The 13,066-nt window shown below is 73.6% G+C and carries 9 protein-coding genes; 6 read left to right on the plus strand and 3 right to left on the minus strand.

The window, feature by feature from the left end:
- Positions 1-17: 17 nt before the first annotated feature.
- Complete coding sequence (locus H9Y04_RS37120; protein ID WP_214662021.1) at positions 18-1,082, plus strand: Gfo/Idh/MocA family protein; 1,065 nt, start codon at positions 18-20, stop codon at positions 1,080-1,082.
- 9 nt (positions 1,083-1,091) lie between these two features.
- Here H9Y04_RS37120 and H9Y04_RS37125 read toward each other — a convergent pair whose 3' ends face one another.
- Genes H9Y04_RS37125 through H9Y04_RS37135 form a run of 3 tightly spaced genes read right to left on the minus strand, consistent with a single transcriptional unit; the run spans position 1,092 to position 5,953 of the window.
- Positions 1,092-2,429, minus strand: a complete 1,338-nt coding sequence (locus H9Y04_RS37125; RefSeq protein WP_187818604.1) for a glycosyltransferase family 39 protein — start codon at positions 2,427-2,429, stop codon at positions 1,092-1,094.
- 12 nt (positions 2,430-2,441) lie between these two features.
- On the minus strand, positions 2,442-4,586 hold the full coding sequence (locus tag H9Y04_RS37130) for a glycosyltransferase (RefSeq protein WP_187818605.1): 2,145 nt from the start codon (positions 4,584-4,586) through the stop codon (positions 2,442-2,444).
- A complete protein-coding gene (locus tag H9Y04_RS37135; protein ID WP_236071937.1) occupies positions 4,583-5,953 on the minus strand; it encodes a glycosyltransferase in 1,371 nt (456 codons plus the stop codon). Before H9Y04_RS37135 ends, H9Y04_RS37130 begins: the two co-directional genes overlap by 4 nt.
- 183 nt (positions 5,954-6,136) lie before the next feature.
- Between H9Y04_RS37135 and H9Y04_RS37140 the strand changes: the two genes are divergently transcribed.
- The 5 genes from H9Y04_RS37140 to H9Y04_RS37160 all read left to right on the plus strand — a co-directional run bounded on the left by H9Y04_RS37140 (position 6,137) and on the right by H9Y04_RS37160 (position 12,992).
- On the plus strand, positions 6,137-7,426 hold the full coding sequence (locus H9Y04_RS37140; RefSeq protein ID WP_187818606.1) for a nucleotide sugar dehydrogenase: 1,290 nt from the start codon (positions 6,137-6,139) through the stop codon (positions 7,424-7,426).
- 85 nt (positions 7,427-7,511) lie between these two features.
- On the plus strand, positions 7,512-9,095 hold the full coding sequence (locus tag H9Y04_RS37145; protein WP_187818607.1) for a glycosyltransferase family 2 protein: 1,584 nt from the start codon (positions 7,512-7,514) through the stop codon (positions 9,093-9,095).
- Between the two features lie 223 nt (positions 9,096-9,318).
- Positions 9,319-10,986: a hypothetical protein gene (locus H9Y04_RS37150; RefSeq protein WP_214662011.1), complete on the plus strand. Its 1,668-nt coding sequence runs from the start codon at positions 9,319-9,321 to the stop codon at positions 10,984-10,986.
- Positions 10,983-12,119, plus strand: coding sequence for an acyltransferase family protein (locus H9Y04_RS37155; RefSeq protein ID WP_187818609.1), 1,137 nt, complete (start codon positions 10,983-10,985; stop codon positions 12,117-12,119). Before H9Y04_RS37150 ends, H9Y04_RS37155 begins: the two co-directional genes overlap by 4 nt.
- Positions 12,120-12,146: 27 nt before the next feature.
- Positions 12,147-12,992: a TylF/MycF/NovP-related O-methyltransferase gene (locus H9Y04_RS37160; RefSeq protein ID WP_187818610.1), complete on the plus strand. Its 846-nt coding sequence runs from the start codon at positions 12,147-12,149 to the stop codon at positions 12,990-12,992.
- Positions 12,993-13,066 lie beyond the last annotated feature (74 nt).

The raw sequence follows: 13,066 nt of genomic DNA on the forward strand, positions 1-13,066 counted from the left end.
TCGTCGGCCTGGGCGCCATGGGCCGCAACCATGCCCGCGTCCTGTCCGGCCTGGACGGTGTCGAGCTGGCGGGCGTCATGGACCCGGCGGGCGATCCGCACGGCGCGGCCCGCGGGGCGCCCGTCGTCGCCGATCTTCCCGGACTGCTCGCCCTCGGGCTCGACTACGCCGTCGTCGCCTGCCCCACGGCCCTGCATGAGGAAATCGGGCTCGCGCTCGCCGCGCACGGGGTCCCCGCCCTGATCGAGAAGCCCCTCGCGCACACTCCGGCGGCGGCGCGCGGCCTCGTCGAGGCCTTCGAGCGGGCCGGACTCGTGGCCGGGGTCGGGCACATCGAGCGCTTCAACCCGGCGCTGCAGAACCTGCGCCGCCGCTTGGAGGCGGGCGAACTCGGCGAACTGTTCCAGGTCGTCACGCGCCGCCAGGGCCCCTTCCCGCACCGCATCGCCGACGTCGGCGTGGTCAAGGACCTCGCCACGCACGACATCGACCTCACGGCCTGGGTGACCGGACAGCCGTACGCGAGTGTGTCCGCCCGTACGCTCACCAAGTCCGGCCGTCCGCACGAGGACATGGTGACGGTCACGGGGGATCTCGCCGACGGCACGCTCGTCAGCCATCTCGTCAACTGGCTCAGCCCGTTCAAGGAGCGCTTCGCCGCGGTGACGGGCGAGCGCGGCTGCTTCGTCGCGGACACCCTCACGGCGGACCTGACCTTCCACGCGAACGGCGCCGTCGCCACCGAGTGGGAGGCCATCGCCGCCTTCCGCGGCGTCAGCGAGGGCGACATGATCCGCTTCGCGGCGGCCAAGCGGGAGCCGCTGCTCGTGGAGCACGAGGCCTTCCGTGACGCGGTGGCCGGCAAGAGCGGTGTGGCCGGCAAGAGCGGTGCGGGCGGCGACTGCGGCACCGGGATCGTCACGCTGGCCGAGGGGCTGCGCACCGTCGAGGTCGCGGATGCGGTGCTCGCGGCGGCGCAGCGGTGCGCGACGGTGCGGTTGTCGGTGACGCAGCAGGCGGAGCACGCGGATCGGGCGGCGGCCGACGGGGCCAGGTCACTCGCCGGGGCGCGGCGCGCCTGACTCAGAGGCTCAGCGCACACTCAACGGGGCGGACGCAGAGCGCTGTTCCTGGACCGGCACCTGCGAAGGCGTGGCACGGGCGGCCCAGGCCGCGGGCAGCAGCGGCAGCCCGAGGACGACCGGCAGCCACATCAGGGCACCGAGCCGGTCCGCCTCCGACAGGAGGGGATGCCCGGCCACCTGCGCCACCCCGACGAGGGCGCAGGCCGCCGCCGGGACCGCCAGGGACGGTGCCCGGCGCAGGAGTGCCCAGGAGGCGAGTGCGGTCAGCGCCAGGAAGTAGGGGCGGGCCGCCTGCTCGCCCCACCAGTGCCGCCACAGCTCGACGTTCAGGTCCCACAGCCGGGCCCACGGGTCCGGCACCGGCGGCCGCCGGAAGTGCACCGTGAAGGTGTCCTGCAAGGTGATCTCCGCAGTCGGGAGCCGCAGCACCGCGATGGCGGCGGCCATCGCCACGGCCGCCGCGCCGGTGACCGCGGCTGCGTGCCAGGCTCCTGCTGTCCCTGTGGTCTCCGTTGTCCCTGCGGTGCCTGTCGCCCTCCTCCTGCGCCTGCGGACTGCGGTAGCCGCCGCGGCCACGGCCAGCGCCCCCGCGAGCAGCAGCGCGCTGGAGTACCGCAGCAGGAAGCAGCCGCCGAGTGCCAGGCCGATGACCGCGGCGCTCGTGGCCCGCGCGCCCTGCCCGCGGACAAGACGGACCACCCCCCACAGCGCACCCAGTACGCACGCGAGCACGGGACCCTCCGTGAGCGGCTGCACGGCCCACCAGCCCAACGGGCTTGCGGCCAGCGCGACTTGACCGGCGACTGGGGCCCGGCGCCCGGCGCCCGCTGCGCGCAGCACCGGATACACCAGAAGCACGCACGCCGCGGCGATGAGCAGCGCGCACGCCCGCAGTCCGGCGCCGAGCCCGAAGACCCCCACGAACGGGGCGAGCAGCCACGGATAACCCCACCGCGAGGCGAAGATCGACTGGTAGCGGTGATCGTCGGTGGTGATGTCCCGCGCCCCCGCGTACCGCTGCAGGCACTCCTGCTCCTGCGTCCCGCGCACCGTCCCGGGGTCCGGCGGCACAGGGGACAGGCGTGCCTCGCGGGCGGCCACGTCCGCCTGCGCCGCGCACAGCAGTGCCACGACGTCATGTTGGGCGGTGGCGCGGTCGATGCCGAGATGCTGCTCCGCGGCGCGCGCGTAGCGGGTGGTGTCACGCCAGACGGTCGGGGGTGTGGCCACGGTCAGGTGCAGCAGCACGAACACGAGCGGCACGACGAAGGGGAGCGCGAACCGGCGGGCCCCGAGGGACGGAGGGGCCAGGCGGCCGAGGAGAAAACCGCTGCGTGCCTTCAAGACCCGTCTCCCCTACGAGAGTTGCCCGCCGCGCAGCAGCGCGGCGTCGAAATCCTTCCACACCACCGACCAGTCCCAGGTGGACAGCGCATGCTTGGCCGCCGCGGCGCCCGCCGCCTGCCAGCGGTCGACGTCCGAGGTCAGCCGCAGGATCCGCTCGGCCGCGGCATCCGGATCGGGGACCACCCACTCCTCGGGGTACACCGTCCGCGCGCCGTTGACGCCGCCCGCCGCGAACGGCCAGTCCCGCACCACGGGCACGGCACCGCTCGCCGCGCCTTCGAGGACGGCGAGATGACAGCCCTCCCGTACAGAGGAGGAGAGGATCACTCCGATGTCGGTGAGCGCCGCGGGCACGTCGTCGGTCTGCCCCCTGCGTTCCACGGCACCGGCCCGCTCCAGGGGCGCGAGGCGCTCCTCCAGGGCGGCGCGGTAGTTCCGGGCCGCGCCGCTCGTCAGCGGGCTCATCGGATCGCCGACGAGCAGCAGCCGGTAGCGCTCGTCGTGCGCCCGTACGCGATCGAGGACGTCCAGGGCCCACAGCGGGTCCTTGGCGATCTGGACCAGACCGACGAGGCCCAGCGTGAAGCGGGCGTCCGGCGACTTGGGGCGCTCGAAGGACGACAGGTCCGCGGCGTTGTGCATCAGGCGCATCCGGGGCGCGGACGGTCCGGCGAGCTGAGGCACGTACGCGGTGCACAGATCGCGTACGTGCGCGGCGACGAAGAGCAGCTCGTCGACGCGGGAGAAGTCGGCGAGCAGCGGCCACTGCGTGAACGCCTCGTAGCTGTGCAGCCGCACCACGATGCGCGTCGTGCCCGGGTCGATCGTCGTCAGCATCGCCACCGGGCCCGTGCACCAGTCCACGAACACGGTGTCCGCCCAGTCCAGATACGGACGCAGGTGCTTCTCGGTGTGCTCGCGGTACCACGTACGGGCGTCGAGCCGGTCGGCGATGATCCGCCAGTGCGAACGCGCCAGCCGGGCCAGCTCCTTGTGCTCGGCGACATCGAGGAAGCGCAGCTCCACATCGGGCCGGTCCGCGTAGTGGCGCAGGACCAGACCGAGGAAGTTGGCGTTGCCGTTGGTGAGGACGAGCAGGCGTACGGGACGGTCGGCGGGCGGCGGCGCGGCCTGCTGTGCCCGGCCGCGCGCGGTGCCGGTCACCGCCTGGAACGTACGGCAGTCGCGCAGGCGGCGCGTGTACGCGGCGGGGTCCTCGGCCAGCGGCGAGGTCAACTGGTCGATGTGCACGGACCGGTGGAAGGCCAGCGGCAGGGCGTGGTGCAGCGCGGTCGCCGCCTCCACGCGGTCGCCATCGGCGAGGCGGCGGTCGGCCAGACCGAGCCAGGCGGTGACGGCCTCGTCCAGGGCGCGGGGCGGCCGGCCGGTGGGGAGGTCCGCGAAGGCCGACTCCCGCAGGAGCGCGGCGCGCAGTTCGGGAGCGGCCGTCCGCCGGGCCGCACCGAGCAGGGTGAGGGCCGCGCCGCCGGGCCGTCCCGCCCAGGTCATCCCCTCGGCCGCCGACCGCGCGAGCGGCGCCCGCCACCGCGCGGGCAGCCCGGGCAGCGCCACGGCCGTACGCCAGGCGCGGGCGCCCGCGGGGTGGCGCATGATCCGCCGTACGGTGGCCGCGCGCACCAGGGTGCCGGGCAGCCGGCGTACGGCGCGGCGCAGGTCGCCGGCGAGCAGCGCGGGGGACGGCAGCGTCCGGCGCAGACGGCCCGCACCGGAGGCGGCCGCGCCCGTACGCATCGCCTGGACGGCCGGTGCGAGTCCGTGGACCGCGCCCGCCGCCCGGTGGCGCCGGGCCAGCCGCCACACCGTGTACACCGCGTCGGCGTCGAGGGCCACGAGGAGCCGCGCCTCGCGCGCGAGGGCACGGAATGCCCGGTCGTGCGCGGCGCGCAGCCACAACTGCTCGCCGGGACCCCGGCGTTCGGCCTCCCGGCGCACCACGGAGGAGCGGCCGTGGAAGCCGCGCGGCAGCTGGTGCAGGGCGTCGCAGCCCGTCCGCTCCAGCGCGGCCCGGTCCTCGTCCAGGTCGAAGGCGGCCGCGAGCCGTACGGTCGCGCCCCGCTCCTTGAGGGCGCCCACCGCATCGGTGAGCACGGCGAGCCCGGGGCGCTGCGCGGCGATGAGCAGGATGTCGGTCACGGTGTGTGCCCTCCGGCGAGCAGGGGCGTGCGGTCCATGCGTGCGGTGAGATCGCGGGCGCCCGCGGCGAGCAGCGCCGAGCGCGCGTACCGCCGCGCGTGGGCCTGCGCGGCGAGCCGTTCGGCGGGTCCCGACGCGACGGCGAGCCGGGCCGCGTGCGCGAACGCCGCCGCGAGACCGTCCCGGTCGAGGCCGCAGGCCCCGGTCCACAGAGGGTGCCCGGCGAGGACGCGGGAGGCGTCGTGGTCGACGGCGTGCGCGGAGACGATCGGCAGTCCGGCCGCCGCGTACTCGTAGACCTTTCCCGAGGTCATGTAGCGGCCGCCGAGCACGAGCAGGACCAGCGCGTCCCACCGGGCGTACACACCGGCCACCTCCGCCTTGTGCACCGGACCGCCGAAGTGCACTCCGGCGTCCTCGTACCGGCGCAGCAGCTCGACCTTGGGGCCGCCGCCCCGGTCGGCGCCGAACCCGCTGTGCCCGCGCACCTCGAAGCGCGCGTCCGCGAGCAGCGGTTCGGTGCTCCGGGCCAGGCGCCAGGCGTCGAGCAGCGCGCGCCACTCGCCGGCGGTGGAGCTGAGCATGCCGAGATAACCGAAGGTGAGCGGGGCTTTCGCGGCCCCGCGTCCGGTCACGTCGGGTGTGCTGTCGGCGTCGTAGCCGTTGCGCACGACCGTCACGCGGTCGGCCAGGTGCGGATAGCGCGTGCGGTAGTGCTCGGCGATGGGGTCGTTGACCACCCAGAGGGACAGCGCCTCGTCGAGGACCTTGCGCTCCCAGCGCCCCTCGGGACTGTCCGGGCCGAACGCCGTCCTGCTGCGGACGACGTCCACGGACCAGCCGTCGCGGAAGTCGACGGCGTACGGCACCCGGTGCTGCTGCCAGAGCGTCCAGGCCGCGCTGAGCGTCACGTACGGGGTGCAGGTCACCAGGGTCAGATCCACCGGCCGGGCGCGGTGCAGAGCGAGGACCGCGCGTTCGAGGGCCGGCCGCCAGCCGCCGAACACGGGCTCGGGGAACGACTCCTGGTTGCGGGCCCGCCACTTCTTGACCCAGCCCACGGGATCGGCGGCGCGCGCCTCGGGGAAACGGCGGATGTCCGTCTCCAAGTCGGCGCGGCGCAACGGGAGTTCCACGATGCGCACCCGGGGGTCGACACCGTCGAGCAGGCTCGGGTCGATGCCGGACTCCAGCTCCCAGGACTCCCGGGCGATGGTCACGACGGTGACGTCCCAGCCCGCGGCGCACATCTGGTTGGCCGTCTCGCGCAGCCGGTACGTGGAGCTCTTGGCCGCGGGAGGGAAGCCGATGGCGACATGGAGGAGATGGCGGCGGCCGCGGCCCGGCCCGTCCGAGGGTGCTGGCATGGTGCGGGACGCTAGCACGAAGTGTCCGTGTATAGGCGAAAAAACTGCTGTTCATCCCATTTGTCGGACCTCCTGGGGGTGATCTGTGGTCACCCGGCGTTGCCGTGCGCCGAAGGGGCTCGTTGATGCTCCGTTCCGGCTTCTCGAAGCCCCGTTCCGGCCTCTCCCCGGAGGTAACTCCCCGTGCGTATCTGCGTAGTGGCCCTCGGCAAGATCGGGCTTCCGCTGGCCGTCCAGTTCGCGTCCAAGGGGCACGAGGTGACCGGCGCGGATGTCGACGAGCGGGTGGTCGCCCTGGTGAACGACGGGGCCGAGCCGTTCCCCGGCGAGCACGATCTCGACGTACGGCTCAAGGAGGCCGTGGCGCAGGGCAGGTTGAGCGCGACGACCGACACCGCCGCGGCCGTGGCGGGCGCGGAAGCGGTCGTGCTCGTCGTCCCGCTGTACGTCTGTGCCGACGGCACCCCCGACTTCGGCTGGATGGACGCCGCGACCCGCGAGGTGGCCCGCGGCCTGCGGTCCGGCACGCTCGTCTCGTACGAGACGACGCTGCCGGTCGGCACGACCCGCAGCCGCTGGGCGCCGATGCTCGAAGAGGGCTCCGGGCTGCGCGCCGGACGGGACTTCTCGCTGGTCTTCAGCCCCGAACGGGTCCTGACCGGCCGGGTCTTCGCCGATCTGCGTCGCTATCCGAAGCTGGTCGGCGGCCTCGACGAGGCCTCGGCGCGGGCGGGCGCCGTGTTCTACGAGCAGGTGCTCGACTTCGACGTACGGGACGATCTGCCGCGGCCGAACGGGGTCTGGGACCTCGGCTCGGCGGAGGCCGCGGAGCTGGCCAAGCTGGCGGAGACGACGTACCGGGATGTGAACATCGGGCTCGCCAACCAGTTCGCGCGCTTCGCCGACCGGTCCGGCATCGACATCCGCGCGGTCATCGAGGCCTGCAACTCGCAGCCTTACAGCCATATCCACCAGCCGGGCATCGCGGTCGGCGGGCACTGCATCCCGGTGTATCCGCGGATGTACCTGTGGAACGACCCGTCGGCCACCGTCGTGGCCGCCGCCCGTGAGGCGAACGCGGCGATGCCCGGCTATGCGGTGACGCGGCTCGCGGAGGCGTACGGGGAGCTGGCCGGGGCGGAGGTCCTGGTGCTCGGGGCGGCCTATCGGGGCGGGGTCAAGGAGACCGCGTTCTCCGGGGTGTTCGGGGTGGTGGGCGCGCTGCGGTCGGCCGGTGCCGTGCCGTATGTCGCCGATCCGCTGTACACGGACGCGGAGTTGGCCGGCCTCGGCCTCACGCCCCACGCGGGGCAGCAGGTCACGGCCCTCGTGGTGCAGGCCGACCACGAGGAGTACGCGACGCTGGGGGCGGAGGACTTCCCCGGTGTACGAGTCCTGGTGGACGGGCGGCGCGTGACCGACCCGGAGCGGTGGGGCGGGGTGCGGCGGATCGTGCTCGGGGCGCCTGCGTAGGGGGATGCGCGAACGTGTTCGGCGGGCGCCCCGGGGCTCACTCCCCGGCTGTGCAACGAGTGGCGCGGCCAGTCGTTTGCATGACATGCCGAACACTCCCGGCGCAGTGCCGGATGTCAGCGTCATCGTCGCCGTGTACAACACGATGCCGTATCTGACCGACTGCCTGACCTCTCTGGTCGGGCAGACCATCGGGACCGACCGGATCGAGATCGTCGCCGTCGACGACGGGTCCACGGACGGCAGCGAGAAGGAGCTCGAGCGGTTCGCCGAGCGGTACCCCGGCGTCCTCACCGTCGTCCACCAGGACAACTCCGGTGGCCCCGCCCAGCCCAGCAACCGTGCGCTCGGACTGGCCCGCGGCCGGTACGTCTTCTTCGTCGGGGCCGACGACCACCTCGGGCCCGAAGCCCTGGAGCGCATGGTGCGCGCCGCCGACCGGCTGGCGTCCGACGTCGTGCTCGGGCGGATGGTGGGCGTGAACGGGCGCTGGGTGTCCAAGGCCGTGTTCGGCGAGAGCCGGGACGAGGTGACGCTGTACGACTCGGCGCTGCCCTGGGCGCTGTCCAACACCAAGCTGTTCCGGCGGGCGCTGATCGAGGAGCACGGGCTGCGCTTCCCCGAGGACCTGCCGGTCCTGAGCGACCAGCCGTTCACCCTGGAGGCCTGCTTCCGGGCCCGGCGGATCACCGTACTGGCCGACTACGACTACTACTTCGCCGTACGCCGCGACGAGGCCACCAACGCCACCGTCTCCTACCGCGCCCTCGACCGGCTGCGCGGCACCCGGCAGCTCTTCGCGCTCACGCGGCGGCTGTCGGAGCCGGGCCGCGGCCGTGAGTGGATCCATCAGCGCCACTTCACCTGGGAGGTGGCGCGGTTGATCAGCCCCGAGTTCCTGGGGCTCGACGCGGAGCAGCGCCGGGTGGTCTGCGAGGGAGCGGGGGAGCTGCACCGCTCGTACGCCAGCGAGTTCGCCCTGCGCAAACTGACGCTGCAGCAGCGGCTGCTGCTCCGGCTGGCGGAGCGGGGGGCGCTGGACGCCTTCGTCGCCGTCCTGGAGTGCGCGGCGGCCGGTGGGCCTGGTGTGGTGGTCGACGGGGAGCGGGCCTACGCGGCCTATCCCTGCTTCCGCGACCCGCAACTCGCCCTGCCCGACGAGTGGTTCGACATCACCGACGCCACACGCGAGCGGTTCGCCGGGCAGGAGTTCGGCGCGGCCGAGGTGCGTGTGGCGGACGGGCGCGTGGTGGTCGAGGCGCGCAGCTCGCTGCCGGATCTGGCCGCGTTCGGGACGGGTGCCGTGCGCGCCGAGACCGTGTGCGAGCGGGCCGGTGAGCAGGTCACGCGGTCGTACGCGGCCGAGGTGAGCGGCGACGGCGAGGGCAGCGTCGTGCGGGTGGAGCTGCCGCTCGGGGAGCTGTTCCCGGCGAAGGAGCCGCCCTTCGAACGGTGGAGCGCCCGGCTCGTCGCCGAGGCACTCGGCGCCACGCCGCGTATGGCGTTCGCGCCCGGCCCCGCCGACGCGGGACCGGAGCGGCCGCGCAGGCACCGGATGCGTCCGTACCGGATCGGACTCACCACCGAGGGCGACGCGCTGCGGATCGACGTACGGCCGCTTCCTGTACGGGAGTTGCTCCGCGCCCGGGCCCGAGGCGCCCGGGCCTGAGGCGGGCGGGCCTGAGGCGGGCGGGCCTCAGGCGCCCGGGCCTGAGGCGGGCGGGCCGCTCACCCGATCGGCCCAGCGTCAGTGACCGGGTGGGCGCTCGGTGGTTGGGCCCTGGATGAACATCGTGAGCCGGTCCACCGCCCCGCCCCAGCCGCCCCCCGCCGCCGTGCCCGGCGCCCGTTCGCCCGAAGCGCCACTCGAGGGCCCGGCCCGCAGGTGGGTCATGCCGTCGGCGGTGGGCGTGGCCACCGCGCTGGTCGGCCTGCGGGCCGCGGCCCTCGGACAGTGGATCGTCGACGACGCCGCGGTGACCTACGCGTACGTGCGCAGCATCGGCGAGGGGCACGGCCCGGTGCAGCTGCCCGGGGACGCGCCGGTCGAGGGGTACTCCAACCCGGCGTGGCTGGTGCTGCTGCTCATCGGGCGCGTGCTGGGGCTCTTCGACCACGGCGGCTGGTTCGGCGTGAGCGATCTCGCCCTCTTCCCCAAGCTCCTCGCGCTCGCCTGCGTCGCGGGGACGCTGGCCTGCGTCGGCGCCCTCGCGCGGGTGGCGCTGCCCAAGGCGGCTCCTGCGGTGGTGCTCCTCACCGGAGCGCTGCTCGCCGCCAACTACTCGTACGTGGTGTGGAGTTTCTCCGGTCTGGAGAACCCCCTGTACGGGCTGCTCGCCGCCGCGCTCGCCCTGCTGCTCGTGCGCGCACCGGGCGGACCACGGCTCGCCTGCGCGGCCGGACTCCTCGCGCTCGCCGCCGCCCTGACCCGCCCGGACGGCGCCGTGCTCGCGGCCGCGTACCCGCTGGTCGTGCTGCTCCGGTGGCGCCGGGACGCGGTGGCCCGCGCGCTGCTCAGCTGCGGGGTGTTCGCCGCCGGATACGGGCTGTTCCTGCTGTGGCGGCGCGCGGTCTTCGGGCTCTGGGTGCCCAACACCGCCGTGGCCAAGGCCCAGGAGCCCCCGGAACTGGGCGAGTTGGGCAAGGTCGGCGAGCTGCTCGGCTATGCGGGCTGGGCGCTGGTGCTCGTCTGCGCGGGGTGCGCCGGACTGGTCCTGGCGGGCCGCGGACCCGTGCGCCATGTGATCGCCGTGCTGTGCGTACCGCTCGTGCTGACGCTGGCCGCGTACGGGGCGCTCGCGCCGGACTGGATGCCGCTGTACCGGTTCGCGACCCCTGTGTGGGTGCTCGGCGCCGCGCTCGCCGCGCTCTGCGTCGCCGCCGCCTGGGACGGGGCGCGGGCCCGGGCCCGCATGGTGCTCGGTGTGGCGCTCGCCGGCGCGCTGACCCTCTCCCTCACCTCGCAGGACCTGCGCAACGCCGGGTTCCGGCACGAGCCCACGCTCTCCATGTGCTGGGTCGCCGACCGCTACGGCCGCACCTTCAACGCCTACGCCGACCGCCTCGCCCTGCCACCGGGCAGCACCGCCGCGCTGCCCGACCTCGGCGGCATGCTGCTCACCACCCGCCTGCAGGTCGTCGACATCGCCGGTCTCACCGACCGCAGGATCGCCGACGCGTACGCCGCCAAGGACAAGGACGCGCTGCGCCGCTACGTCCTCGACGAGGTGCGGCCCGCGCTGCTCCATGTGCACGCCGCCTGGCCCGGCAAGTCCGGCCTGACCAGGGACCGGATTGCCGCGGCCGGATACGTGCCGCTGTACCGCGAGGACAACGGCGGCGACTTCGTCCGCGCCTCGGCCGTGCCCGGCGGGCACGCCCGGATCGACGCCGTACAGCAGTGGGCGAAGCCGCGGCTCGACCGGATGCTGCACCAGAAACACCACCGGGGCGGGCGGCTCGGCGGGTGCGGGGACCGGCTGGAGCCGGGGCAGAGCGCGGTCAGCGGTCTTGCGCTGGCGGGTCTCCACAGCGGTCCCGCCGAGGGAGCCGCCGTATGAGCAGCGTCCTGCTGCCGAAGCAGCATTCCCCCAGGTCCCGTGCCACCGCCGCCCCGCGCAGTGACCGGCTCGACTCGCTCACCGGGCTGCGCTTCCTCGCCGCGCTCGCCGTGTTCGTGCACCACTTCACGGGCGTGAGCGCGGCCGGCGGCGTCGCCCACGCGCCCCTGCTCTTTCCGTACTCGACGATGGGCGTCAACGGCGTCGGGTTCTTCTTCGTGCTCTCCGGCTTCCTGCTCGCCTGGGGCCATCGCGCCGGCACGCGCGCCCGCGTCTTCTACTGGCGCCGGGCCGGACGCATCCTGCCGCTGCACCTGGCCGCCACGATTCCCTGCATCTGGGTGTTCCACCTGTGGGGCGGTGTCCCGTGGGACCTGCCGAGTTTCCTCGCCTCGCTGCTGCTCGTGCAGACCTGGTTCCCCGGCGTCGTCCCGATGTTCCCGGGCAACGGGGTGTCGTGGACGCTCAGCGTCGAGGTCTTCTTCTATCTCCTCTTCCCGCTGGTCATCCGCGGCGCCTACCGGCTGCGCACCCGGGTACTGCTCGCCCTCGCGGCCGCCGGACTCGTGGCCATGTGGGCGGTCAACTGGTGGGCGGCCACGCATCTTTCGCCCTTCCACTGCGAGTGGCTGATGCGCCACCCGCTGGCCCGCCTCCCCGAGTTCGCGCTCGGACTCGGCCTCGCGCTCGCCATCGGCCGCGGTCTGCCCCTGCGCCCGCGCCCCGGACCGCTCGCCGCCGCGTTCGCCGCATACACGGTGGTGTACGTGCACCGCGAGGACTGGTTGCCGGCCGCCGCGGTGGATCAACTCGCCTGGTCTGTAAGGCCGATGGTCGCCGTCTTCTCGATCCTCGTGATCGTCGCCTATGTGCAGCGCGAACGCGCGGGCGTCCGCGGCTGGCTGTGCACCCCGCTGATGGTGCGGCTCGGCGCCTGGTCGTACGCCTTCTATCTGCTGCACCAGACCGTGAACCGGATGATCCTCGACCACTGGGGCCGCCCCGCACCCACGGACCTCTCCGTGTTCACGCTGCTCGGCGTCGCGGCCGTGGTCGTCGCCCTGTCCTGGGCCGCCTACCGCTATGTCGAGGAGCCTGCCAGGCGATGGTGGATGCGCCATCAACCCACGTAAAGTAACGAGCAGTTGACGCAGTGTGACATGAAGGGTGAATTGCGCGTAGTGTCCCGCCCCATGGCATGGAAGAACGCCGTCAACGGCGCACTCCGGACGCTCACCGGATACCAGCTGACCCGACCGCAGCTGCCCGCTCCCCGCACCGCGCAGGAGTCGGCGAAGGCCGCGGCCCCCAAGGTGAAGAGCAAGGGGCTCACGCTGCCCGTCGACTACGACGAGGAGGCGAAGGAGACGATCCGCGCGGTCAAGCCGTGGACCATGACCTCGCCGGAGCGGCTCAACGCCTTCATCCTCGCGACCCGGCATGTCGTCAAGCACGGCATCCCCGGCGACATCGTCGAGTGCGGTGTGTGGCGCGGCGGTTCGATGCAGGCCTGCGCGAAGACGCTGCTCAGCTGCGGGGTCAGCGACCGCGATCTGTATCTGTTCGACACGTACGAGGGCATGACCGAGCCCACCGAGGAGGACCTGCGGCGCGACGGCAAGTCCGCCGCGGACCTGCTCGCCGTGCAGGGCAAGGACCGCCCGATCTGGGCCGTCGCCACGCTCGACGACGTCAAGTCCGGCTTCGAGCAGGTGCCTTACCCCGCCGAGCGCGTGCACTACGTGCAGGGCAAGGTCGAGGACACCGTGCCCGGCGAGGCGCCGGAGCAGATCGCGATCCTGCGTCTGGACACCGACTGGTACGCCTCCACGAAGCACGAACTCGACCATCTCTACGAGCGGTTGGTGCCCGGCGGCGTCCTCCTGATCGACGACTACGGCTACTGGCAGGGCTCGCGCCAGGCCGTGGACGAGTTCCTCGAGAAGACCGGCGAGCGGCTGCTGCTGCTCCGCATGGACGAGGGGCGGATCGCGGTCAAGCCGTGAACCGCCGTTCGTACAAAGCAAGTTGACCCAGCGGTCCCCGTGCCGCGGCCCCGGCCGCAGCGCGGGGGCCTTTC

The organism is Streptomyces polyasparticus, from assembly GCF_014493765.1.
Taxonomy (GTDB): Bacteria; Actinomycetota; Actinomycetes; order Streptomycetales; family Streptomycetaceae; genus Streptomyces; species Streptomyces polyasparticus.

What these genes read in the sequence shown, in the direction of transcription:
- H9Y04_RS37120 (WP_214662021.1), top strand. Translation starts at nt 18, where the DNA reads ATGGGCCGCAACCATGCCCGCGTCCTGTCCGGCCTGGACGGTGTCGAG.
- H9Y04_RS37135 (WP_236071937.1), bottom strand. Translation starts at nt 5,953, where the DNA reads ATGCCAGCACCCTCGGACGGGCCGGGCCGCGGCCGCCGCCATCTCCTC.
- H9Y04_RS37145 (WP_187818607.1), top strand. Translation starts at nt 7,512, where the DNA reads ATGCCGAACACTCCCGGCGCAGTGCCGGATGTCAGCGTCATCGTCGCC.
- H9Y04_RS37150 (WP_214662011.1), top strand. Translation starts at nt 9,319, where the DNA reads ATGCCGTCGGCGGTGGGCGTGGCCACCGCGCTGGTCGGCCTGCGGGCC.
- H9Y04_RS37155 (WP_187818609.1), top strand. Translation starts at nt 10,983, where the DNA reads ATGAGCAGCGTCCTGCTGCCGAAGCAGCATTCCCCCAGGTCCCGTGCC.
- H9Y04_RS37160 (WP_187818610.1), top strand. Translation starts at nt 12,147, where the DNA reads ATGAAGGGTGAATTGCGCGTAGTGTCCCGCCCCATGGCATGGAAGAAC.